Source organism: Tunturiibacter gelidiferens (assembly GCF_051013345.1).
GTDB lineage: Bacteria > Acidobacteriota > Terriglobia > Terriglobales > Acidobacteriaceae > Edaphobacter > Edaphobacter gelidiferens_A.
In genome coordinates this window covers 5,830,923-5,854,306 of the sequence record NZ_CP132939.1, presented here as the reverse complement: position 1 = coordinate 5,854,306, position 23,384 = coordinate 5,830,923, and the positions used below count along the sequence as shown (strand labels likewise).

Sequence of the window (23,384 nt, the reverse complement as noted above, 5' to 3'; positions counted from 1 at the left end):
CCGGTGTTCGCTGTCCGATGCGGCCCTTGCCTCGACTACAGATAACGGTTGATAAGATTTTCTAACTGCTCTTGCCGCCCCGATCGTGGCTGGGGATTGATGTTGCGCTCTTCGCTTCGGGCAGCGATCGCGTCCAGCGACTCCTTGCCCGCAAGCATCGCAGTGTTCTCCGGCAGCTTCCAACCCGCATAGCGCGCTTCCACAATCTCGGCGAGACGTCCTTCTTCATGGATCTTCGCCGCGGTCAGGAACGCACGAGCACACATATCCACACCACCAATATGCGCGTGTAGCAGATCCTCGGGCTCGATCGACTGCCTACGCACCTTTGCATCGAAGTTCATGCCGCCCTGTCCGAGCCCCCAGCCTGGATCACGTGATACATCGCAAGGGTCATCGAGTACCGATCTACCGGAAACTGATCCGTGTCCCAGCCAAGTAACGGGTCGCCGCGGTTGATATCGAGCGAACCGAGAATCCCCAGGTCAGCGGCCGTGGCAATCTCATGCTCGAAGGTGTGTCCCGCCAGCAATGCATGATTAGCCTCAAGATTCACCTTCACCTCGCTCTCAAGGCCAAACCTCTTCAGAAACCCAAATACCGTCGCCGTATCGAAGTCGTATTGATGCACGGTCGGCTCCTTCGGCTTCGGTTCAAGCAGTATCTGGCCGCTGAATCCGATCTTGTGTTTGTACTCCACAACCAAAGCAAGCATGCGGCCCATCTGCTCCAGCTCGCGCTTCAGATTGGTGTTCAATAGCGTCTCGTATCCCTCGCGGCCGCCCCACAAGACGTAGTTCTCTCCGCGCAGCTTTTTCGTCACATCCATGCAATGCTTGATCGTCGTCGCACTGTATGCAAATATCTCTGGGTCCGGATTAGTCGCCGCACCGGACATGAATCGCGGATGAGTGAACAGGTTCGCGGTACCCCACAGCAGCCGAGTCTTTGACGACTCCATCTTCTTCGCCATGTAATCCGACATGCTGTGAAGATTCGCAATAGACTCGCGCAGGGTCGCCCCGTCGGGAGTGATATCGCGATCATGGAACGTATAGAAGGGGAGATCGAGAACACGAAAAAGATCGAATGCAGCGTCAGCCTTATCCTGCGCGGCCTGCATCGCATCGATGCGGTCCATCCACGGACGGCGAATCGTCGGCGCGCCAAATGGGTCGCTACCGTTCATCGCGAGACTGTGCCAATAAGCGACTGCAAAACGCAAATGCTCGCGGAGCGGCTTTCCCAACACTGTTCGGTCCGCATCGTACCAGCGGTAAGCCAGATCGGAAACGCTCTCGGCTCCCTCATATCGGACGGTCGGAAAGTTTCCAAAAATCGATTGACCCATATATCCCCCAAATAAACGTGTGTTTTGCGCTTTGTACTGCACAAAAACTCAATTCACCGAATGCGTCGCAGGCCGGAACCGCACGGTGTAGAACGCTCCAAAGAGAGTCAGAAGAACTCCCCACCAGAGCGTCGGTTGCAGATTCGCCAAAACTGTTGCGGGCGCATGCCCGAAGCGCTCGAAAATACCTTGACCCAATAGAACCATGCCATCAGCCAGCATTAGGATGCCGCAGAAAAACCAGATGGAGAGCTTCGCTCTGCCTGTCCGCCCTTTCAATTCGTGAGAACGATCCTCTGTCATCGCAGTTCCTCGCATTTCGCTTTTAAAAGAACACTATATTCAGGATGAAAAACACAACGATCACGACGACCGCCCAGAATACGGGCTTTTGCCAAAGGTTTTCAGCCCCATCGCTCGGCAGCGGAGTGACGCCGTACACGAGCCCAGCAAGTTGCGCGGTAGGTATCGGCTTTGTCATCAGGCTTACGATCACTGTAACTCCGACACAGATAAGCCAACTCCACAGCGCGCGATAGAGATTCTCCGCCATGGGACGTGCGTCGGAACTCATCGCGATGTAGCGCAGACCGTCGGCGTTTACACGGACCCACACAAACATCCCTATTGAAGCCAGCGTCCCGGCCAGCAGCCCCCAGAATCCTCCGGCCCTCGTCGCCCTCTTCCACAGCATCCCCAAGATCACAGTGCCAAAGAGCGGCGCTATAAAAAAGCTGAATAGAGCCTGCACATAATCCATAATCGACGCTGCGTTCATCACAAGGTACGCTGTTGCAATCGACACCAGCATGCCGATGACCGTTGACCATCGCCCCATCGCTACGTAGTGCCTGTCCGACGCTCTTTTGTTGATGAAGGCGCCGTAGAGGTCATAGGTCCAGACGGTCGAGAACGCGCTGATATTTCCCGCCATGCCGCTCATAAAGCCCGCTATTAACGCCGTGATTCCAAGTCCTAAAAGTCCCGGGCCGCAATAGCGAATTAACATCAACGGCAGCACGTCGTCGTAGCTATGCTGTCCGGTCGCCTTCGCTATACTCCCGGGCACCAAGTGAAACACCATAGAGCCATCCGCATTGTGCAGTCCAAGCGCGATCAGGCCAGGCAGGATCACGATCAACGGAACTGCCATCTTGAACGCCGCACCGATCACAGGCGCCATCTTTGCGGAGCGCAGACTGTTCGCACTCAACACACGCTGCACCACAAGGAAATCCGTCGTCCAGTAGCCGAAGCTGATGACAAACCCCAGGCCAAACACGATACCTGTCCAGTGCACGCCCATCGGATTGTCCCTGAATCCTCCAAGTGTGTTCCACAGGTGCGTATAGTTGGCGTTGCCTACGTTCGCCGCAATCTGCGCCTTCAGGTTGGTCCAGCCATGGGCTTCGATCAACCCCAAAATCGGAATTGTCGCGGCCCCCGCCCATATCAAAACAAACTGGAGCACCTCGTTGATGATGGCTGAGCGTAAGCCCCCAAGCATCACGTACAGCGCTACTGTCCCCGCGCCCACCCAGATCGAGAACGTCAGATTCCAGCCAAGCACTGTCTGCATCACGACAGCCATGGCGTACATATTCACCCCGCTCATAAGGATCGTCATCAAGGCAAACGACACGGCGCTCACTGCTCTTGCGCCCTCGCCAAACCTCAGATGAAGATAACCCGGCACAGAGTGGGTTTTCGAGATGTAGTAGAACGGCATCATTACGATGCCGAGGAACAGCATCGCTGGAATTGCGCCGATCCAGTACCAGTGAGTCGCCAACATCCCATACTGATATGCGGCCCCCGCCCATCCCATTAGCTCCAGTGATCCCAGATTTGCTGACACGAAGCTAAGCCCAGCCACCCATGCCGACATCTCTCTTCCAGCAAGGAAGAACTCTTCGCTGGTGTTCGTTGCCCCCTTCACATAAAACCCAATGAAGATGACCAAAGCGAGGTAGAGCAGCAGGATCAGGACGTCGACTGGATTAAGTCGCGTCATCTGGGCGCCGAGTAGAGGAGAGTTGGAAGCGACAGAAAGCATCATGTACTACGGAAGGCCTTCCAAGAAAGTAGATAAAGCGTCAGGGCACATCAAGAGCTACATTTTACTCGCGACCCGAACTATATCCACTACTCCGCAAAGTTGTCAATGAAGATCGCACCGGCTCCAAGATCCATATCAACGCTCTGGCCGCACATAATTAGGTGTTTGTGAGATTTTTACACACCGCTTTCGAGTTCATTTCACTTATCTCTATAAATAGAAGCGGCACGCCGCTATACTGGACGTCGAAGAAATAGTTCCTGCGATTTATTAACTCAGGGATTCTCACGCACATCCCTGCAAAGTCGAGATACGGCAATTTGTGGGACAGCACCTCTCCCACTATGGAGGACTGATGAACTCTCAGATCGTGCGAGCGCACCATGTCTGCTAAAGAAAGAACAGAGCACGTCGACAAAGGCTTCCGGCGGATCGACCTCGCCTATGTAGAGCTCGCATCAAGCGAGATCGCTCGCGACATCAACCGCGACATCGTGTTGGAGATCGTTCGTTCCAAGCAGCCCATCTCGCGTGCCGATCTCTCACGCATCTCTGGCTTGCAGCCAAGCACCGTCTCCAATATCGTCGAGCAGCTCCTCCAGGAGACATGGATTGTTGAGGGCGCCGTCGCCCGCAGACCGCGCGGCCGCCGCCCGACTATGCTCTCTCTTAATGACAACCTCGTGATGTTGGTCGCCGACCTTCGGCCCCGCAGAGCAATACTCGCCATTATCGACCTCAATGGCCGCATGCTTGCCCACGAGGAGATCAGCATCTTCTCTGATCCGGAGCGATCGGTCGCCGGAATGATCGAAACCATGCAGGCCATGCGCGATCGCTTCCCCCACAAAACCTTCGAAGGCGTTGGGATTAGCGTACCGGGCCGCGTTCATCCAAAGACAAATCATCTCATCCACGCCCCGAATCTCAAATGGACGGACTACGACATCAAAGGAGCGATTCAGAAAAAGCTTCGCCTTCAGGTCGAACTCGACAACGACGCGACAGCGTGCCTTCTCTCCGAACTCTGGTTCGGCCGCATGGACAAGACGCGCAACGCAGTTCTCATCAGCCTCTCCGAAGGCCTTGGCACTGCAATCTTTGCCAACGGGCAGATCGTCTCGGGCCTAAACGGCCTCGCGGGTGAGTTCGGTCACATCCCGGTTGATCCTGCCGGCCCTCTCTGCGGCTGCGGCAAGCGCGGTTGCTGGGAGACGTTCGCTTCATCCGACGCAGCCCTGCGCTTCTATTCCGAATTCAATCCAAACGCAAACGTCACCTCCATTCAAAACCTCATGCACCTCGCCGAAGAAGGTGATCTTCTCGCAATCAAGGCGATAAAGAAGCAGGCCCTGCATCTCGGACAAGGCCTCCGCCTCGTCACCGCGGCTCTTTCTCCGGAACTCATCCTCATCACCGGCGCGCTCACCACAGCTTGGTCCACCTATGGTTCCATTGTGCAGGACGAGTTAGTATCAGGCATTCTCGCAGGCTTGCCACCCCGCCTCGAGGTCACAACGGGAGGGGAGATGGCGCGCCTTCGCGGAGCTGCCGCGATCGCACTCCAGCGTCACTCCGGCTATCACAGCTCATCGCGACGCGGCACGAAAGACAAATTGAATGCAAGCAAGCGCTCCGAGGCTAGTAATTAAACCGCAAGCAACGCACATAATCACGAGACTTACATCTATGTATTTAGGTATCGACTGCGGCACTCAAGGGACAAAGGCTCTCCTGATCGATGAACAGGGCATCGCGTACGGTCGAGGACATGCCACGCATCAGGTCATCCAGCGTTCCTCCGGCGCCCGCGAGCAGGAACCTCAATGGTGGATTGACGCGCTCCGCCTCTCAGTGAAGCAAGCGATATCACAGGCTCCTGCCTGTCAAATCGAGGCTCTCGCGGTCTCTGGCCAGCAGCACGGCCTTGTCGTTCTCGACGAGCGTATGCAGGTCATTCGTCCCGCCAAGCTCTGGAACGACACCGAAACAGCACCGCAGAATGCCGAACTCATCGCTCGCTTCGGAGGGCAGCAAGCTTTCTTCGAGCGCTTCGGTATCATCCCCCTCACCGGCTACACCGTATCAAAGCTGCTTTGGTTACAGCAGCAGGAACCAGAAAACTTCGCCAGAATCCGTCACATTCTTCTTCCCCACGAGTACCTGAATTTCTGGCTTACGGGCAATCTCTGCGCGGAGTACGGAGATGCCTCCGGAACCGGATACTTCGATGTCCGCAATCGTACCTGGGCCGCCGAGGTCCTCGCCTCCATCGATCACGGCACCGGTCATCTCCTTCGCGCGCTTTCGCCTCTCGTTCCAGTGCAGCGAATCATTGGCACCGTAAAGCCGGATGTAGCCGCCGATCTCTGCATCTCCAACTCCTGTCTCGTCGCCAGCGGCGGGGGCGACAACATGATGGGAGCCATTGGCACAGGCAATGTTACCGAAGGCGTCGTCACCATGAGCGTTGGTACCTCTGCCACGGTCTACTCCTTTCGCAACGAGCTCGCAGCTAAGCAGAATCCGAGCGTCGCTCCCTTTTGTTCCTCTTCTGACGGCTGGCTTCCGCTCGTATGTACTATGAATGCAACCAACGTCGTCACTCAGATTCTGGACACCCTTGGCCGTACCGTCGCCGATATAGAATTTGCCCTTGCCACCACCAACCCCGGGTCAAACGCATTGACCTTCATTCCCTTTCTGAACGGCGAGCGCACCCCTGATCTGCCCTACGCGCACGGCTCTCTCATCGGAATCTCCGCATCCAACTTCGGGGCTGAAAATTTTATCCGCGCAACAATCGAAGGAGTCAGCTTCGGCATTCTAGACGGTCTCGATCTTATCCTCGAAGGCACCAACGCCAAACGCATTCTGCTCATCGGCGGCGGGTCAAGATCCGCGCAATGGCGTCAGCTCCTCGCCGATGCCAGCGGTACAGCTGTTCATATCCCTCGTGAAGAGGAGGCAGGCTGTCTCGGCGCCTGCATCCAGGCTATCTTCGCCGCTCGCAGCGAAATCGGCTCGCCGGAGACTTTCATCGAAATCTGTGATCGTTGCGTCAAAATAGATGACAAGAGAACGGCCTCACCGAATCCTGCCCTAGCATCGCAATACTCTCAAGCGCGCGCAGCTTACAAGCACCACCGGGCCATTCAATACGGCGTTTAGCCGGGGCTAGGGATTTCGCGCCCAACTATTGTCATGGAAATTCAGGTTCCAAACACATCTGGAATCTCCCCGTCCCTCTGTTAACCGTCAAAGAGCTGTCGAGTCTCTCGGATAGCTCTAAAACACTGTGCGGACTGACGGCTCTCTTTCCCAGATGCGTCCCATTGCAGCTCGGCCAAGGAACGGATCTGGCGCACCATTCTTGCTCGTAACTACTCCTTTGTCGGGCACCACTCCTGCCTTGTCTAGGAGAGGCTGTGCTTCGGAAGTAGCGCCAATCACTTCAGATGGGCGAACGCGTCTTAAACAAAAGCAACGGCCTCGCCAGAGAGCGTTGATGCACCGGCCGCTGATAGAGCCAGGAAAATGCAGTCGAAAAGTACGACGGTCGACCGGCCAGGTGTAAGCCGGCTTCTATGGATTTACTGAGAATCAAAATAATGCTTCCATAAAAAGCCGGGTTCGACCCTAACGCGAGATGTAGGGCAACCTCTGACACTGTCTACACATCCTTGAAAATTGACGGTTTGTCGTAACCAAAAAGGGACAGCGGAATGAAGGAGATAAGGACAGTAAAAGCCGAATGCTTGACGTCGCGAAACGTTCCTAATGGACTAGGGGAGACGTCAGGTACAGATAAGCTGGTGGACGGCGGCGTCCTCGCCAAGGCACAAACGCAAAGAAATCTGCGCACAGAAAGACCGCTTATTAGCCAGGATAGGATGTATTCGTGAATCTGCCCGTCAACCCCTCAGTGCTGCCGATGCTTGCGAAACGAGTCGCACAGATCCCGGAATCCGGCGAATGGGTTTTCGAGCCGAAATGGGATGGTTTTCGTACTCTGGTGTTTCGTGACCATAACGAAATTCTCATCCAGAGTAGAGACTGCAAGTCATTAAATCGCTATTTTCCTGAGCTGGTAGCAACGCTACTGCAGCAGCTGCCCATGAAGTGCGTGTTGGACGGCGAAATTGTAATCGCCGCGCAAGGTCGGCTTGAGTTCGACGCACTTCAACTTCGCATCCATCCAGCCGCATCTCGGATCAAGCTTCTTGCAGAGCAGAAACCTGCCGCGATCGTATTCTTCGATCTTCTCTGTCTCGGCGAGCTAGATCTGCGCGCTGAGCCTTTGGGGAAAGAAAAAGAGACTTTCCGAGTTGCTTCGGGAGGTAAGTCCGCCAATCCACCAGACTCCTCTACGCGAGATCGAGACATCGCACAGGATTGGTTCCGACGTTTCGAGGGTGCGGGCCTGGACGGCGTAATGGCCAAGCCTATCGGTGGCCAATACGAGCCGGGCAAGCGATCCATGCTGAAGATCAAACATGTACGGGATTGCGATTGTGTCGTAGCAGGATTTCGCTGGCACAAGGGCGGGGAGGGTATAGCGGTGGGCTCGCTTCTGCTTGGCCTCTACAATGCCACCTCGGTGCTACATCATGTCGGAGTGTGTGCGAGTTTCACAGTGGCGAAGCGCCGGGAACTGGTTGAGTTTCTCGCGCCCTTTCGTCACAACGCATCAAATGGCCATCCGTGGTGTGACGGGGCTGAGGGAAGTACGCAGCAAATGCCGGGCGGTCCAAGCAGGTGGAATGCCAAGAAAGATCTCTCATGGGTAGCGCTACGACCGGAGCTGGTCGTTGAAGTCGCATACGAACATATGCAGGGAGATCGTTTTCGACATATGGCACAGTTTAGAAGATGGCGCCCGGACAAGCGACCAGAAGATTGTACCTACGTGCAGTTGGAGATCGTTCCGCCAGAGGAATTAGGGGTTGTGTTTGCAACGGGTAGATGAGCTGAAGATAAAATCGGCTATCGGGTTGGGTCATCGTCTGGATCTGGTATCTGCTGGGACGGGCGAAGTGTTTCTGGGACGTTTCTCAAGTTGATCCGGACTCGATACCAGATTGAAGAGTGCCCGCGCATGCGGTCAACTAACACATCGTCTTCCGCAAGGGAAAATGCTACTTCCGGGTACTTCGCCTTCCAGCGCTCAAGCCCATCAAGAGCGGCAGTCTTATCGGGAGAGTTAGCCACGGTAATAAGCGGCATCTTTGTACGTGTAGATTTCGCCACCGCCTTGCGCGCACGTGATGGAGCAACACGGGATGCTTCCCCTCTGCTTTGCGGAAGTGTGGTGGCCATGGGGCGTCCCCCAGCCCTTCCATCTCATCTTTGGCCGCCAACCCAAGGAGACTTTCCAGCGATCCAGCATTGTCGCCTAAATCGACAAACGGGTCTCCGAAATCCGCGAAGCGCATTGCCATCGTGAATACTGTGAAGTCGGCCGGATTACAGGCTGGAACTTCATGCCAATGCAACGGTGCTGAGACACGGGCGTCCGGTGAAGGCCGGACCGAATAGGCAGCGGCGGTGGTGCGGTCCTTGGCGTTTTGATTGTAGTCAAGAAATACGCCATGTCGTTCCTCCTTCCACCATTTGGAGCTTGCTAACGCGGGAATACGTCGCTCGACCGCTCGGGCAAGAGCCAATGCCGCGCGGCGAACCTCGGTGAAGCTCCATCTGGGTTCGATCGGAACGGTGATATGCATGCCGCGAGACCCGCTGGTCTTCGGAAATGACGTCAAATTATGTTCGTCCAGGAGGGCTTTGGTTTCAAGCGCAACACGACGGACGGTAGGGAAGTCGACACCAGGGTTTGGGTCCAGATCAACTCTCAATTGATCCGGATGATCGAGATCGGCGGTGCGGATCGGATGAGGATGCAGTTCGATGCAACCAAGATTGACGATCCAAATCAGTCCACTTTCTGAGTCGACGACAACCTCTTCAGCAGTGCGCCCCGAAGGAAACGAGAGGGTCGCGGTGCGAATAAAAGAAGGAAGTCCGGCTGGTGCGCGCTTTTGATAAAAGGGTTCGGCCTCTGCTCCATTTACGAACCGTTTAAGAACGATGGGACGATCCTTGATACCCGCTAGCGCTCCGGGTGCAACTGCCATGAAGTAACGGATCAGGTCCAACTTTGTAATCTGCACATCGCGAGAAAAGTAAAGCTTGTTCGGATGGGATATACGGACTTCGTGTCCGTCAATTAGCAACATCTCGGCGTCATCTGGCTTCGGCATGGACCGGGAAACCCTCTAAAAAGACAAGTTATAGTTGCACTCACTAGAAGCAAGCGAGATAAATCGTTAAGATCTTCTTCTCCATCAATCTTACCGGTAGTGGCAGTCGTAGGGCGAGACCGAAGAGATGCAGTTCTTGACGTCGATTTCATACAACTTAGAGTTGGATGCAGAGTCGGCGCGCAGAATTCATGCGCAGATAATTTCTTGCTGGCCGCAGCTGATTTATCTTGAGCGTCGGTTGATTTTCCGTGAGCGTCAGTGGACCACTCGTGGGCCTTCTTCGAGTGCTCATGCGCTCCTTAGTGAACTCCAGATTAGTGCTTTCGTGTTCTCGTTGACCAATAGCCAGAGGACCTAGCTTGCAAATTCAACAAATCACAGTCCTTTAAACGAAGAAAAGGGTGATTTTGTGACGAACCAAGTCAAAACATTCGCTTAGAATCTGGTTCGTTGATATATCTTCCAAGCGCTTGTCTCTCCCGCGAATTAGGCGCGATTTTGCCGCGGCGACAGAAATTCCTGCTTTCTGCGCAATATCCTGGATTGACCCGTCGGAGGACATGCGAATTCCGAGAGGGAGGCCTATCAAGGGACGATTAGCTGGGATTGCAACTGGCTTGCGGTCTCGCATTAGATTATTGCGTGGGCGTTCGATAGGACGAGGGCCTGCGGAGGCTACGTTTTGCGCTTGGGTAAAGGTCACGTCACATGACCGGAACGATCCAACCAGCAGTGCTCGAAAAATTTACCCACAAAGACGGGCACTTTCTTGATTCATTTCGAATGGAAACGCGTGAGACGCACGGAGTCTTGAATATCTTCCGCTCTGCCGCGCCGTTCTTGATGACTCGTGATCGAGGTATCTGTCATTCCGGTCGCGCTCCCAGGAGCCGCCGAATGCTGTTTCGGGCGAGAGACAGGTTCAATTGAGAGTTCAGTACGTTCATATGCGCGGAGGTCAGCGCTGCGTGAGCTGCTGCCACTCCAGAGGCGAGTTCAGCGTTAACTTTTGCTCGCTCACTTTGAATGCGAAAACTTTCCTCGCGAGCCTCGAGAGATTGAGTTGCCACGCCAACTAGTTGTTCAAGCTGTTCTGCTTTGTCATAGGCAGACGACAATTCAATGCTCACGTCTGCCTCTACCTGCTTCAATTGCGTCTGCGCCATCGTGAGCTTGATGCGTGCGTCTTGGAGCTTGGCTTCGCGTTCACCGCCATCGAACAGATTGTAAGTGAAGATCGCTCCAAAGGTTCCGAAGTTATGAGCCAGAAAAGGCAGGCCACTTTGATAGCTGTAGCGCGCTACTCCAGTTAGTTCGGGGATGTATTCGTCCCGTGCCGCGGCGACACCAGCATTCGCTTTGTCTACCGTCTGCCTCGCCGACAATATCGCAGGGCTCTTGTTGAGCAGAAGTGCAATTGCCTCGGCACGCGTGGGAAGAACTGAGGCGTCGCCCAGTGAGTCCGGGTCCACGAAAAGCGGAGTGCCAAGCGGCAGGCCGAGTGCGTCGTCGAGTTGCAACGTAAGGTCGTCAAGGTTGAGGTGCGAGACCAAGGCAGCTTGCTGCTTATCGAGCAAATCTGTGCGACTCATGAGTTCAGCTTCGGCCAGGAGCTTCCCTTCATCAACACCCCGCTTTGTTTCTTGCTCAACCACTGTTGCGGCGTCGACGGCGTCCTTTGCGGCCGTGCCGCGTAACTGCTCGACAAGAATGCCGTAATAGAGTTTGTGGACAAGGAGGGCGACGCCGTGTTCCGCGTCATCAGATTGAATGTGCGCCGAGCTCAGATCGGCATCGGCAGCCTTCACGCCCGCCCGGATCTTAAAGATTTGCGTGATGGGTTGGGCCAGTTCGGTCCCACTGGTATAGCTGGTTAGGGCACCCTGACCGATATTGAGTGTCTCTGCTGGCAGGAAGCCCGAAGAGGTTTCCCCAAGGACGCCGGCAGGAATTTTTACTCCCTCAAGTTGCGTAATGTGCAGGACCGCCGACTGGTTCCTGATGGTCGGATATAAGTGCGACTCGGCCAGTCTCTTCTGCGCTTCGCTATCCGTCACCGCCAGATGGGCCAGCTCAATGTGGCGGTTGTGCGCGAGCGCCATCTCGACGGCTTTAGGGAGCGTAAGGTGCACACTGGCCGCACTAGGCGACTCCTTAAAAGAACGAGCGTTAGACTGCTGAGCGAAGAGCAGTAGCGGCGAGACGAGCACGACCGGCCCGACGGAGGCCGCCACCAGTAGTCTCTTGCAAATACGGTATGCTGCTCTTCGCAAAGATGTATTTTCTCTTGCCATTCAACTGTTCCTCTGAAGCAGACTTTCTATGAAGCAGATTTGGCCGAAGAGGCGATAATTTGGCGGAAGCCAATCTTAGGACCTTGCAGACATGCGACGATCAAGAGGCAGACTGTTGCGACGTAGGCAATGAGGGTGAAGGCGTCCATGATCGATAGTTGGCTTGCTGAAGTGCCGGACAGACGTTGCCAAAATAAGGAATGAACCAGAAACGATAAGGGCGACAAAGGTGCCGGAACGCCACCAGTCGAGTCGCTGTCCTTGGTCGATCGCTCCGTAAAGTGAGGCTGCCCCGAGACTGAAGTAGAGGAAGCCACGCCAGCTTCGCGAAGTCTGTCCCGGTTTAGGCTTCGGCATCGGCTGTGGTGGAATGCCAAAGACACTAAGGAGGTAGACAGAGAAGGGACCGATGAACATCAAGCCCATGTTGTAAGTGGTGCCGATCAGCGCTCCGCGCTGATCGGGCGCGCCGACGCTTAGAAGCCTTCCGAAAAAGGTAGCCAGCGAGGCACCCAACAGCACGCCCAGTATCCCAAGAATAGGTCGGATGCGTTGGACAGATTCGGTTTGTGGACCTGTCGTCATGTCTTCCATCAGCGGGTTGGTGCTGGACGAGTTGCTTCTGTTGTTTCCTGCCGATCAGTATGAACCGTGACCTCGGCCGACAGTCCTGGACGGAGGATGTCACCTGAGGGGTTGCCGTCGAAAAGGATCTTCACCGGGATCCGCTGAACGACCTTGGTGAAATTGCCGGTAGCGTTATCGGGTGGCAAGAGTGCTGTTGCCGACCCGCTCGCGGGTGCTATCTCGCTTACATGGCCGTGAAGGATCTGGGAAGGATAGGCGTCTATCTTGATGTCCGCGGTATCACCAACACGAACATGAGCAAGCTGCGTCTCGAGAAAGTTGGCCTGGACCCATGCGCCGTCCTGAACAAAATCAACGACCTGAACGCCCGCTCCCACGAGCTGCCCCGGATGAACCCGTAGTCGACCAACTCGACCGTCAGCGGGCGCAGCGATCTTTGTGTAAGCAAGACTAACTTGCGCAATCGTTAAGCCTGCGGTCTTGGCTGCTATCTGTGCCTGCAGGGCTGCATCTTTTGCGTTGAGAGCAGCTCTCTGTTGGAGGGCCCCAGCGACCGACGCTCGACTGCTCGCTACTGCGGCCTTAGCGCGCATAAGATCGGCGCGGTGGCTTTGCAAGGCAGCGTGAGCACCGTCCCGGGCCTCCTGAACCTGCTCGAACTGCTGTTGAGTCGCAGCCCGGCTCGCCAGCAACGTCTCCTGCCGCTTATATTCGCTGACGGACTGTGTAAGCTGAGCTTGTGCTGCATCGATCCCAGCTTGTGCGGCATCGGCGGCAGCCTCTGCCTGCTCAACGGACGCCTTTGCGGCATCTACGCTCGCGTCAGCGGCCCGCTTTGCATCCTGGTTTGCGCTGAGTTCAGCATGTGCGGCGCTAATAGCGGCTCGCGCCTCATCGACGCTTGCCTGATAATCCGAGTGGTCCAATTCAACGATTGACTGCCCAGCTCTGACCGTCTGATAATCCTGCACGCCCACTCGCTGCACAGTACCGCTGATGCGAGTGCTTAGAGGAATCTGATCACCTGTCACATAGGCGTCGTTTGTCTTTTGAAGGACTGCATTACTCTTCCACGAGTCCCAATGACCTCGAATGGCGAAGATGAGAAAGATGGCTAGGGCCAGCACCGATATCGGAATCGCAATAGACCACTTCGTCACAGCCGGACCTCATCAGGGAATCTCCAAAGCAGGCCACTCGAATGAACAGCTTCCAAGCCAGGAACCGTCAGATCTGACTTTTGTTCGAGAAGACCCATTTCGATTGAAGCAGGCGATACAATCCTTCGAAAGTGAGCGGGAGGTGAGATCACCGTGAGCAAGGCCATGACTTTACCATGCATCGAACCTTCAGGGAAGCCAAAATAGAGGGGTAAGTCCCTAGAGAACTGCGCGGACGATAGACCGATAAGTAGCATCTTCGCGGATTTTATCGAAGCGTGGATCTGCAGCGATCCAGGGCAGTTCTGCCTCTCTTCGCTTGAACGATTCGCTTAGAAACTCTAACGACTTTGCAGGTTCGTTCAGCGCTAAAGCAAGGCAAGCTTTACGGAAAGAGCTCAGAGGCGCCTGTTCTGTCAGCAACCCCGCGCTGGCGGTAAGTGACCGCGCTTGATCCACCTCATTCGAAAGCGCAAAGATCTCCGCGATTGTGGCTAGATAGAGCTGCACGGTTCCTACTTTGCGGCGAACTCCCTGTGCCAGGGCCACTGCATTCTTCGGCTCACCCATCTGTATGTCAGTGAACGCGCGAATCAGTGTGGCTTCGATCGGTAACGGACCATACTGCAACACTTTGGCATAGTATTCCTTCGCTTCTCCATGCCAACGGCTGTAATAAAAGAAGCGAGCTATGGACGACTTCTGCCGCGCAGAGAAGGGGTCCATCCCCTCCGCGATCTGAAAGTGCTTCCAGGATTCATCGAAGCGCGAATGAATCAGTAAGAATTGTGCGAACTGCCGATGCGCTGCGTGCTGGTCTCCGAGCCATAGAGCTTTGCGAAAACTCTCTTCCGCGGTCTTCCACTTCCATTCCTGAGCGAGAATGCACCCCTGCGTTGAATGCGCGTCAATAGCGTCAGGATCGATTGCAATGGCACGCTTGCAAGCCTCACCTGCTCGTAAGACAAATTCTTTTGAAGCGGATGCACCTCTCTGCGCTAAAGCCATATAACACTGAGCAACACCACAATGCAGCCGCCCATATTCCGGGGCTTCCAAGACCAGTTCCTCAAACTTTTTAAGAGAATCTGAAATCGTGACAACGGTACCCTCTTCGAGAAGGGACTCCGCCGCAAGAGCCTTCGAATAGAACTGATAGAGCGTTTGCGTTGGAGTTCCAAGATAACGACGGACGATAGAGGCTCTGGGAGCGATGCGGCTTAGCAGGGCTGCGGAGACTGCATCGTTCAGCTTCAACACAGAGTCTTCATCCGTTGCCGCATCAAACCGTTGCGACCAAAGCAATAAACCCTGGGTGGTTGCAACACGCGCAGAAACACGCAGGCGATTGGATTCGCTGCGAACAGTTCCATTGAGGACAATCTGCGCCTGCAGTTCTCCGTTGCCCTGGTGAGAATCAGAATCCTGCGGGTGCGACCGGGTCGCCGTCTCAGAAACAACTCGAATACCTGGAACCTGAACTAATCTGTGCAGCAAATCATCGGTAATTCCAAACGCACATGCAGAGGCGAGGGGATCGTTAGCATGCGCCTTGAAGGCGGTCAGAGCGACCCGCACTCCATCGCCCTCTACCCAGAGCTCATCCGCTGTTCGTGTTGATACTTGAGGCCCGCCATCCAGGCTCGCCCTCCACCGGATGGCGGGAACATAGCTTCCCGATCGCAAAAAAATCACAATATCGTCGGATTTGCCCTCAGTCTCGTAATACTCCTTCAGTTTGCTTCTGAGTCGCCGCGCCTCCGTTCTTACGATGGTGTCCTGGCCCGGATCGAAGTCCGCCTTTCGCCCGTAGGCCTCGGTTCCAATGGTGTATTCCTTAAGATTGCCTTCGTGACCGTGCAGCGTCTGTTCCACCACAAATCTGAGGAACTGGGACAGGCGATTGGAACGCGCAAAGATCTCACTGGCGAGAACTAGTGATAATGCGTTCCTCGCGGCATCTGTGGGAACTGTATCGGGTCGTCGATGGGCCGGGGTATTTGTCATAGCAAAACGTGTCCGCTGTCTAATCCCATTCTAAGACAGAGATGAACCTGACCTTGATTTGCCCCTCGCGCTCACGGTTAGCTCACTCCCGTCGGAAACTCTAAGAGAATATTGTTTGTTTTTGATCCCAGCGGAGGTGCGCCGATGACCGAGAACTCCATTGGAGATGTTCTGGCACTCATACCTTTCGATATGCAACGGAATATGCGGCATCTGGTGAACGCCGTTGTTGGCGTCCTGACAATTTGCAGCAATGTCGATGACTTCGCGCAACACTCACGACAAAAGATTTATGCTGTTGCGCTCATACCGGCTAGCTTACCGACTCACGAGTGGTGGACCTTGTGGGGATTGCTCTCTACTATGGAGCCGCAGCCGTCGATTCTCGTATACACGCTGAGCAGCGACTTTCCTATGTGGTCGGGTGTGCTTGAGGCAGGAGGATTCGACGTGCTTGTCGCGCCATTCACAGAAGCGAATTTACAAAGAGCAGTCGAGTCGGCCACGAATTATTTCTATCAACGGCTAACGCACTAATTTTGCGTCATCCGATGTAAATGTGGTCGTTAGCTATCGTTGCAGCGCTCTCGTTAGATGCGGAATCTGGAGACGATACACCAATGATCTCGTCGAGAACCGTCAAAGTTATTGCTGAGGAAAGAACTCGCTCAGCTAAACTAGAACTTCTCCTCACGGGAAGCCGTATGCCAGCCGAAATCATTCTCCAGCAAACCCCGGACGCCGCCGCCCTTCTCGGCAAGCGCGAGCAACTTGCCACTGTCCGGACGACGCTCGCCGAACGTGAATCCGAGCTTGCCCAACTACGAGCCCAGCTGAAGACCTTCGAAGGTCGATACCTCCGCCAGGTCGGCATTCTGTACGCCGAACTCGACGACCTTGAAGCGCGCATCGCCGAGCGCGAAGTCGATCTCTACAATTCCGACTCCGCCAGGCGCCGAGCCGAGGAAACCCGCCAGCGCGCGCAGGACACCTATGATGCCGCATTTGGCGATGCCCGCGAAGCCGAAGAGTTCGACCCACCGCCGAGCCTTAAGACACTCTTCCGCGACATTGCCAAGCGCATACACCCCGACTTCGCGCGCGACGGCGCCGAGCAGAAGCACTTCACCCTGTTGATGGCTCGCGCCAATCAGGCGTACAGCCGGGGCGACGCCGAAACCCTGCAGCGCTTGCTTGACGATCACCGCGAAATCAACGCCTCCATCGCGGGCGAAGGCGCTGCTGCCGAGCTTCTCCGCATCACGCGCCAGATCCAGCACGCTGAGCGCGATATTGCCACGCTCGATGCCGAGCGGCACACGCTGCTCGCCGGTGAACTCGCCCAACTGTATCTCGAGGCTGATACATCTGCCCGGGAACACCGCGACCTCCTCACTGAACTGGCTACCAGCCTCCGCGAGCAGATCGCCGATGCTCGGCGCCGCTTCGAGCTTATCGACCGCCAGATCAGCGCTCATGGAAGGTAAAGCGGCGATGGACGATAAACCCAAGGCCGCCCTGCAGCACATCCCCTCCGGGGCCGCGTTGTCGCTCCATTCCACACGCTCCGGCATCATCGCCCGCGGCCGGCGCGACGCCGCCAATGCAGCCTCCAACCCGCACTACCGGCAGGCTGTCGCCGACTACAATGCCCACAACTTTACCGAAGCGGCTGCCGGTTTTCGCCTCGCCGCCGAGCAAGCCCATGCCGACTCGCAGTACCTCCTCAGCACGATGTACGACGCGGGTGAGGGGCTGCCCCAGGACGACGCGCAGGCCGCCTACTGGGAGCGCAAGGCAGCCGAGCAGGGCCACGCTTACGCGCAGGCCAACCTCAGCTTCCGCTTCTATGCGGCCGAGAAGTTCCCTGAAGCTTTCGCATGGTGCGAGCGCGCGGCCCACAGTAACCTCGCCTGGGCCCAATACAATCTCGGCCTTATGTATCGCAAGGGGAAGGGGTACCGCAAAGCGACATCGAAGCTTTCCATTGGTATCGCCTGGCCGCCACCCAGGACTTTCCCGAAGCCCAGCAGAAGCTAGCCGACCTCTATTACACCGGCCGGGGCGTCCCAACTAGCTACACGCAGGCCGCCGCGTGGTATCGCAAGGCCGCCGATCATGGGAACGCAGAAGCCCAGTTTCAGCTTGGCCACCTGTACGCCGTCGGCCAGGGCGTAGAGCACGACTACACTCAGTCCCGCCACCTGATTCGTCAGGCCGCTCTTCAAGGCCACGAACAGGCGCTACGCGAACTCAAGCGCCGCGAATACCGCGACCCATAACTCACGCCTCAACACTCGACGATATTCACCGCCGCCCGCCCACCCGCAGGACTCAGGCGTACCTGATTTGACGCGGCTTCTATGGCGTTCCTATACTTCATCACGCTCGAAATGGCGGTTCAAGGAGGAAGCCCAATGTCAAAGCGTTTGCTGTTGTTCGTTCTCTTGATTGCCGCCGCTACTGGCGGCTCTGCACAAGACACAGGGAAAGGTCATCATCCACCCACTCTCGTTCCGCAGCAGAGCGGCACGACGCAGCTCCTGATTGCCGTGAGTCCGGTGAACTCCCGCGTTGTCTGGGCGGCTGGAGCCGGAGGTACGTATGTGGTTACGACCGATGGTGGTTCAACCTGGAGATCAGGAGTCGTGCCGGGAGCCGAGAGTCTGCAATTCCGTGATGTGCAAGGCGTAAGCGATCGGGTCGCTTATCTCATGTCGATCGGGAACAACACCGGCGATTTTCGCATCTACAAGACGGAAGACGCTGGCGCCCACTGGACTGTTCAGTTTACGAATAAGACGGCAAATGCTTTCTATGACTGCTTTGCGTTCTGGGGGCCGGATCGCGGCATCGCGCACAGCGATTCAGTCAACGGCGTATTTCCCGACATTCGCACCAACGATGGCACGACCTGGCACTCGATCGCCCGCAGTATGCCACCTGCCTTGCCCGGCGAAGCGTCGTTCTCTTCCAGCGGGACCTGCATCACTACGGAAGGATGGCAAAACGCCTGGATTGCTACAGGCGGCTCAAGCATAGCTCGGATCCTGGCGACTCGGGATGGCGGCTACACCTGGAATGCGTATGACACTCCGCTGGTGAGCAACGCCAGTGCGGGCGGTTTCTCGGTGGCGTTCCGCGATCCCTGGCATGGCATTGTTGGGGGCGGCGACTTGACCTCGAATAGCTCTGCCCAGGCTGCAACTTCGGATAATGGTGGCCAACGATGGACGCTTACCACCAAGCCCCCGATTGCAGGATCGATCTTCTGTCTCGCCTATGTGCGTGGCGTTGAACACCGCGATGATTGGCGCCATCGCGACGACTTTAGTCATGAACACGACCGGAGTGTGGTGATCACAACTGAGACTGAGCCGCACTTTACTTCAGGCGCAGCCGCCTGGAGTCCGGATGAAGGACAAACCTGGTTCGAACTGCCAAAAGTGAGCGGTTATTGGGCGGTCGCTTTTGCGAACCCAGAATCCGGGTGGTTCGTCGGCAACAACGGCCGGATTTTGAAGATTAGCTTCTAGTCCCCTGGTTCTTTCACTCGAGACAATAATGCGTTGCTTTCTCCACTGTAGGGTGTCCATTCTGCTTGGCTGAAGTTCCATCGTAGTTCGACTCGAAATCCAAGACGCCCTACACGCCAGCCGTTGGGGATGCAGTCGCCGAACGTGTAGTTCTTCACCCTTTTTTCAGCGAAGCCCGCTCGAGCATCATCGATAGTGCCGCCATTCCCGTGCCGGTGCGCTCCGGCCGGGTGATCGCCGCATTAGCTTTGTGAAAACGTCTAGCTGAGACCTCGTTCCACCATAACCACCAGCCGCTCGCCCAGCGCCCGCACCATCTTCTGTGGCATCTTGTGCAGCGGTCCTTCCAGCGCCAGAAGTGCCAACCCGTGAACTGTCGACCACGCAAGATACTCCGCATCTTTGCGATCTTTCTTGCTGACCAAACCACTCTCCTGCATGCGATCCAGAGCTAGCGAAAGCAGTTGAAACGGATTCAGCCCCAGGGACGCCATATTCGCCGGGTTCGGGGAATTAACCGCTGGTGGAACCGAGAAGGCCGTGCGAAACATGCCTGGCTCGCTGAGTGCAAATCCCAAATACCCCATGCCCACCGCACGCAGACTCTCTCGTGCAAACGCTTGCGGATCGCGTCCTGGACGAGGCTTTTTCATCTCATATTCGATCGCAGCGGCTAGCCGCGACAGACATGCTGACCGTACCGCATCCAGCAGTTCAGCCTGGCTGGCAAAGTGCCTGTATGCCGCATTTGGAGAAACGCCTGCCCGTCGTGTGGCTACACGCAGGATGACTGCATCGGGCCCTCCAGCTCGCGCCATTTCTAGCCCAGCCGTTACGAGCGCGTTGCGCAGATCGCCATGCCGAAAGGTTTTACGTTTCTCAATGGGGACGTTCTTTTTCATTGTCTCTTCAAGAGAGTGTAACGCGGAAAAGTTGATTGTGGACAGCATCCACATTTCGGTGATAGTGTATGTGGACAGTGTTTACTTTGTAGCGATACGTCGCGAAATGGAAGGTACAAAATGGCAGACGGATTCATCTGGTACGAACTTGTAACCAACGACATTGACAAGGCAGTCAACTTCTATAAGAAGGTAGTCGGGTGGGACGTCAGGGACGCCGGCATGCCCGGTTTTACCTACATGCTCTTCGGCAAAGACAGCAAAGACGTCGGCGGCATGATGACCTGGGCTGGCGCAGGCGCGCCAGAGCTCTCTCCTGAGTGGTTGGGCCACATCCACACCGCAAAGCTTGATGAAGAGCTAAAGGCTTTGACAGCCGATGGCGGAACCATTGTGAAGCCCGCTCAGGACATCCCTGGCGTCGGCCGTTTCTCCATCGTGCTGGACCCGCAAAAGGTAAAATACCTGCTCTTCGAACCTGGCAAGAAAGATGCTCAGCCACGTCTGGATCAAATGGCGGTGGCCAACGTGGGCTGGCACGAACTGCTCACCGACGACCCAGCAAAAGCCTTCGATTACTACTCCGGTCATTACGGCTGGCAGAAGGACTACGCGCACGACATGGGAGCCATGGGCACCTACCAGACCTTCCGCACCGACAAGCCCATCTACACCGGCGGAATAATGAATCGCAAAGGCCCCGGCATTCCTGAAGGTATTCCGCCGCACTGGAAGTTTTACTTCACCGTTGGTGACATCGAGGCCGCGCAAAAACGTGTGATCGACGCCGGCGGTAAAGTACTTCTGCCTCCCATGGACGTACCCGGAGGCTCACGCATCCTGCAGGCCACTGACGACCAGGGCGGCCACTTTGCTTTGATGCAGGGACCAAAATCGTAACAGCGGTTGACTTCATGCTCGGTAAATCTGGTAATCGTTTGCAGGAGGTTGGCCGTTGAAACTTTGTATCGAAGTTTCGACGGCCGGTAACCGCATAGGCATTGAGTGCTAACCATGGCCACGACCGAAATCAAACCCGTAGACGATTACATCGCTGCTCAATCCGACCCTACGGCTCACCGTCTGCAAACAAACATCGGGGAGTCTATCCCTGATGAAGCGATTGTTAGCCACAGCATACCGGGTTGGTAATGCGACGACGGCTTGTGTACACCGATGACTGAATTGGCGATTGAACGGATCCTCGAAAGCGCATTACACGGCTGATGCGCGTCGGACAGAAGTTCTGCTACGGCGCCAGTAACTAACCCAGGCGCGATCAGGGACAAATATATTGCGTAGCAGTGGGATGAAGTCTGATATAGATGCTTCCGATAACTATGCTCACCAGAGCCTCGAGAAAGGAGATGACAATTGGGTTGAAGTGCCAGCACCCTATAGCGCTGGCAATATGAACCACCATAATTGGGTCGCGGTACTCGGCTAGGTGGCTACGGCGAGTTCTTCTTCGAGACGCTGCTTTTCGAAGAGGCTGGTGTAGTAACCGTTGCGCGCGATGAGTTCTTCGTGGGTTCCTAGCTCCGCGATGCGGCCGGCTACGAGAACGGCGATTTGGTCGGCGTTGCGGGCTGTCGAGATTCGATGGGAGATGAAGACGGTGGTGCGGTTGCCCATGCCTTGACGCAGGCCGTTGAGAATGCGCTCTTCGGTGTAGGTGTCGACGCTGGCCAAAGCGTCGTCGAGGATGAGAATGCGGGGTTCGCGGATGACAGCGCGAGCGATAGCGGTGCGTTGCTTCTGACCGCCGGAGAGGGTGATTCCGCGCTCTCCTACCATGGTCTCGAAGCCTTTGGGGAACTCGAGAATTTCGTTGCCGATGTGGGCGATGCTGGCGGCGTCCTGGACCTGCTCCTCGGAGGCGTCGGGTTTGCCGAAGGCGATGTTCTGACGGATGGTGTCGGAGAAGAGGAAGGTTTCTTGCGGGACGAAGCCGATTTGGCGGCGGATGTCGGCGAGTGGGTACGAGCGGATGGGTTCGCCGTCTACGAGGACCATGCCGGGAGCTGCGTCATGCAGGCGTGGGATAAGGCCGACGAGGGTTGATTTTCCGGAGCCGGTGGGACCGACGATGGCTAGCGAGGAGCCGGCCGGGATGCGGAGGTTGATGTTCTTCAGGACCGCTGGGGCGTTCGGATAGGCGAAGGTGAGATCGCGGAACTCGATTTCGCCGGCGATCTCTTCGGCGCTTTCGAAGCGATGTACTTGCTGTGGGGTGACGTCTTGATCGGTGATGGCGGGTTTCTGCTTGAGGAGCTCGTCGATGCGGACCACCGAGGCAGTGCCGCGCTGGAAGAGATTGACGACCCAGCCTACTGCGATCATGGGCCAGGTAAGCTGCACCATGTACACGTTGAAGGAGGTGAACTGGCCGACGGAGATGTGATGCGAGACGACCTCGTGGCCGCCTACCAGCAACGTGATCATCAGCGAGAGGCCGAGGACGAACTCGAGGGTGGGCCAGAGCATGGCCATGAGGCGGACGAGATGCAGGCTGCGCTTGATGTACTCAAGGTTGGCCGTCTCGAAAGAGTCGATCTCGGCATCTTCTTGGGCAAAGGCTCGGATGAGACGGGCACCGGAGAAGTTCTCCTGGGCTTTGGCGGAGATGTCGGAGAACATGGCCTGGATGCGCTCGAAGCGGCGGTGAATGCGGTTGCCGAAGTATTGGACCAGCACCGAGGCCATGGGGAGGGGGACGAAGGCGAAGAAGGTCAGCCGGGGGCTGATGCGGTACATGAAGGGCAGCGCGGCTGCGGTGAAGACGATGGTGTTGGCGCTGTACATGATTGCCGGACCGAGGAGTTGGCGGACGGCGTTGAGGTCGTTGGTGGTGCGCGCCATGATGTCGCCGGTGCGGGTGGTGTGGTAAAAGCTGGGGGCCTGGCGCTCGAGGTTGCTGAAGAGATCGTTGCGCAGGTCGAACTCGATCTCGCGCGAGGCTCCGATGATGACCTGGCGGGTGATGTATAGGAAGATTGCGGACAGGATTGCGATGAGAAGAAGGCGAAGGGTGTGATGGATGACCTTGGCTTCGGTGATGCCGTGCTGCATATCGTCGATGGCGTGGCCAATGACGATGGGGATGAGCACCTTGATGGTGTTATAGAGGATGACTGCGACCCCACCCCAGGCAAGATTCTTCCAGTATCGCCGGAGGTAGGGTGCTAGCGGTTTAAGTCGTTCCAACATATTGATTTGGGTGT

Annotated in this window: 20 protein-coding genes; 9 read left to right on the top strand and 11 right to left on the bottom strand. The window is 56.2% G+C overall.

Translation table 11 applies throughout. The features are described from left to right. Positions 1-35 precede the first annotated feature (35 nt). Genes RBB80_RS29590 through RBB80_RS29575 form a run of 4 tightly spaced genes read right to left on the bottom strand, consistent with a single transcriptional unit; the run spans position 36 to position 3,365 of the window. Entirely contained in the window at positions 36-344 is a 309-nt protein-coding gene (locus tag RBB80_RS29590) for a hypothetical protein (protein WP_433965738.1), read from the bottom strand. Continuing rightward, positions 341-1,351, bottom strand: coding sequence for a xylose isomerase (locus tag RBB80_RS29585; RefSeq protein ID WP_433965737.1), 1,011 nt, complete (start codon positions 1,349-1,351; stop codon positions 341-343). Before RBB80_RS29585 ends, RBB80_RS29590 begins: the two co-directional genes overlap by 4 nt. 48 nt (positions 1,352-1,399) lie before the next feature. After that, complete coding sequence (locus RBB80_RS29580; RefSeq protein WP_433965736.1) at positions 1,400-1,654, bottom strand: hypothetical protein; 255 nt, start codon at positions 1,652-1,654, stop codon at positions 1,400-1,402. 22 nt (positions 1,655-1,676) lie between these two features. After that, positions 1,677-3,365 (bottom strand): sodium:solute symporter family protein, encoded by a 1,689-nt coding sequence (locus RBB80_RS29575; protein WP_433965735.1) that lies wholly within the window; start codon positions 3,363-3,365, stop codon positions 1,677-1,679. Between the two features lie 428 nt (positions 3,366-3,793). Between RBB80_RS29575 and RBB80_RS29570 the strand changes: the two genes are divergently transcribed. The 3 genes from RBB80_RS29570 (at position 3,794) to RBB80_RS29560 (ending at position 8,379) form a co-directional block, all read left to right on the top strand. Then, complete coding sequence (locus RBB80_RS29570) at positions 3,794-5,062, top strand: ROK family protein (RefSeq protein WP_433965734.1); 1,269 nt, start codon at positions 3,794-3,796, stop codon at positions 5,060-5,062. A gap of 37 nt (positions 5,063-5,099) precedes the next feature. After that, positions 5,100-6,581: a xylulokinase gene (xylB, locus tag RBB80_RS29565; protein ID WP_433965733.1), complete on the top strand. Its 1,482-nt coding sequence runs from the start codon at positions 5,100-5,102 to the stop codon at positions 6,579-6,581. A gap of 730 nt (positions 6,582-7,311) precedes the next feature. Further along, on the top strand, positions 7,312-8,379 hold the full coding sequence (locus RBB80_RS29560; RefSeq protein ID WP_433965732.1) for an ATP-dependent DNA ligase: 1,068 nt from the start codon (positions 7,312-7,314) through the stop codon (positions 8,377-8,379). 169 nt (positions 8,380-8,548) lie between these two features. On the opposite strand, the gene ligD is transcribed toward RBB80_RS29560, so the two are convergent. The 5 genes from ligD to RBB80_RS29535 all read right to left on the bottom strand — a co-directional run bounded on the left by ligD (position 8,549) and on the right by RBB80_RS29535 (position 15,590). Further along, positions 8,549-9,670, bottom strand: a complete 1,122-nt coding sequence (gene ligD, locus RBB80_RS29555) for a non-homologous end-joining DNA ligase (RefSeq protein ID WP_433965731.1) — start codon at positions 9,668-9,670, stop codon at positions 8,549-8,551. Positions 9,671-10,539: 869 nt separating this feature from the next. Beyond that, positions 10,540-11,907: a TolC family protein gene (locus RBB80_RS29550; RefSeq protein ID WP_433965730.1), complete on the bottom strand. Its 1,368-nt coding sequence runs from the start codon at positions 11,905-11,907 to the stop codon at positions 10,540-10,542. Between the two features lie 135 nt (positions 11,908-12,042). Then, positions 12,043-12,552, bottom strand: coding sequence for a hypothetical protein (locus RBB80_RS29545; RefSeq protein WP_433965729.1), 510 nt, complete (start codon positions 12,550-12,552; stop codon positions 12,043-12,045). Between the two features lie 8 nt (positions 12,553-12,560). Continuing rightward, positions 12,561-13,715, bottom strand: coding sequence for an HlyD family secretion protein (locus RBB80_RS29540; protein ID WP_433965728.1), 1,155 nt, complete (start codon positions 13,713-13,715; stop codon positions 12,561-12,563). Between the two features lie 219 nt (positions 13,716-13,934). Beyond that, positions 13,935-15,590 carry a hypothetical protein gene (locus RBB80_RS29535; protein WP_433965727.1) on the bottom strand — a complete coding sequence of 552 codons (1,656 nt, stop codon included), beginning with the start codon at positions 15,588-15,590 and terminating at the stop codon, positions 13,935-13,937. Between the two features lie 276 nt (positions 15,591-15,866). Here RBB80_RS29535 and RBB80_RS29530 point away from each other — a divergent pair, with 276 nt between their 5' ends. The 5 genes from RBB80_RS29530 to RBB80_RS29510 all read left to right on the top strand — a co-directional run bounded on the left by RBB80_RS29530 (position 15,867) and on the right by RBB80_RS29510 (position 19,258). Continuing rightward, a complete protein-coding gene (locus RBB80_RS29530; RefSeq protein ID WP_433965726.1) occupies positions 15,867-16,259 on the top strand; it encodes a hypothetical protein in 393 nt (130 codons plus the stop codon). Positions 16,260-16,426: 167 nt separating this feature from the next. Further along, a complete protein-coding gene (locus tag RBB80_RS29525; protein WP_433965725.1) occupies positions 16,427-17,209 on the top strand; it encodes a hypothetical protein in 783 nt (260 codons plus the stop codon). After that, a complete protein-coding gene (locus RBB80_RS29520; protein WP_433965724.1) occupies positions 17,199-17,762 on the top strand; it encodes a tetratricopeptide repeat protein in 564 nt (187 codons plus the stop codon). The genes RBB80_RS29525 and RBB80_RS29520 overlap by 11 nt, the downstream gene beginning before the upstream one ends. Continuing rightward, complete coding sequence (locus RBB80_RS29515; protein WP_433969951.1) at positions 17,645-18,004, top strand: tetratricopeptide repeat protein; 360 nt, start codon at positions 17,645-17,647, stop codon at positions 18,002-18,004. Before RBB80_RS29520 ends, RBB80_RS29515 begins: the two co-directional genes overlap by 118 nt. Positions 18,005-18,139: 135 nt before the next feature. Then, positions 18,140-19,258, top strand: a complete 1,119-nt coding sequence (locus tag RBB80_RS29510) for a hypothetical protein (protein ID WP_433965723.1) — start codon at positions 18,140-18,142, stop codon at positions 19,256-19,258. A 260-nt stretch (positions 19,259-19,518) separates the two neighbouring features. Here RBB80_RS29510 and RBB80_RS29505 read toward each other — a convergent pair whose 3' ends face one another. Continuing rightward, a complete protein-coding gene (locus RBB80_RS29505) occupies positions 19,519-20,160 on the bottom strand; it encodes a TetR/AcrR family transcriptional regulator (protein ID WP_433965722.1) in 642 nt (213 codons plus the stop codon). 120 nt (positions 20,161-20,280) lie between these two features. On the opposite strand from RBB80_RS29505, the gene RBB80_RS29500 reads away from it, so the two are divergent. Then, positions 20,281-21,060: a VOC family protein gene (locus RBB80_RS29500; protein ID WP_433965721.1), complete on the top strand. Its 780-nt coding sequence runs from the start codon at positions 20,281-20,283 to the stop codon at positions 21,058-21,060. A 543-nt stretch (positions 21,061-21,603) separates the two neighbouring features. Here RBB80_RS29500 and RBB80_RS29495 read toward each other — a convergent pair. After that, the gene (locus tag RBB80_RS29495) at positions 21,604-23,370 is read right to left on the bottom strand and encodes an ABC transporter ATP-binding protein (protein ID WP_433965720.1); all 1,767 of its coding nucleotides are present in this window, start codon (positions 23,368-23,370) and stop codon (positions 21,604-21,606) included. Positions 23,371-23,384: the final 14 nt, after the last annotated feature.

What these genes read in the sequence shown, in the direction of transcription:
- RBB80_RS29505 (WP_433965722.1), bottom strand. Translation starts at nt 20,160, where the DNA reads ATGAAAAAGAACGTCCCCATTGAGAAACGTAAAACCTTTCGGCATGGC.
- RBB80_RS29590 (WP_433965738.1), bottom strand. Translation starts at nt 344, where the DNA reads ATGAACTTCGATGCAAAGGTGCGTAGGCAGTCGATCGAGCCCGAGGAT.
- RBB80_RS29580 (WP_433965736.1), bottom strand. Translation starts at nt 1,654, where the DNA reads ATGACAGAGGATCGTTCTCACGAATTGAAAGGGCGGACAGGCAGAGCG.
- RBB80_RS29570 (WP_433965734.1), top strand. Translation starts at nt 3,794, where the DNA reads ATGTCTGCTAAAGAAAGAACAGAGCACGTCGACAAAGGCTTCCGGCGG.
- RBB80_RS29525 (WP_433965725.1), top strand. Translation starts at nt 16,427, where the DNA reads ATGCCAGCCGAAATCATTCTCCAGCAAACCCCGGACGCCGCCGCCCTT.
- RBB80_RS29545 (WP_433965729.1), bottom strand. Translation starts at nt 12,552, where the DNA reads ATGACGACAGGTCCACAAACCGAATCTGTCCAACGCATCCGACCTATT.
- RBB80_RS29510 (WP_433965723.1), top strand. Translation starts at nt 18,140, where the DNA reads ATGTCAAAGCGTTTGCTGTTGTTCGTTCTCTTGATTGCCGCCGCTACT.
- xylB (WP_433965733.1), top strand. Translation starts at nt 5,100, where the DNA reads ATGTATTTAGGTATCGACTGCGGCACTCAAGGGACAAAGGCTCTCCTG.
- RBB80_RS29530 (WP_433965726.1), top strand. Translation starts at nt 15,867, where the DNA reads ATGACCGAGAACTCCATTGGAGATGTTCTGGCACTCATACCTTTCGAT.
- RBB80_RS29520 (WP_433965724.1), top strand. Translation starts at nt 17,199, where the DNA reads ATGGAAGGTAAAGCGGCGATGGACGATAAACCCAAGGCCGCCCTGCAG.
- RBB80_RS29500 (WP_433965721.1), top strand. Translation starts at nt 20,281, where the DNA reads ATGGCAGACGGATTCATCTGGTACGAACTTGTAACCAACGACATTGAC.
- ligD (WP_433965731.1), bottom strand. Translation starts at nt 9,670, where the DNA reads ATGCCGAAGCCAGATGACGCCGAGATGTTGCTAATTGACGGACACGAA.
- RBB80_RS29495 (WP_433965720.1), bottom strand. Translation starts at nt 23,370, where the DNA reads ATGTTGGAACGACTTAAACCGCTAGCACCCTACCTCCGGCGATACTGG.
- RBB80_RS29575 (WP_433965735.1), bottom strand. Translation starts at nt 3,365, where the DNA reads ATGACGCGACTTAATCCAGTCGACGTCCTGATCCTGCTGCTCTACCTC.
- RBB80_RS29585 (WP_433965737.1), bottom strand. Translation starts at nt 1,351, where the DNA reads ATGGGTCAATCGATTTTTGGAAACTTTCCGACCGTCCGATATGAGGGA.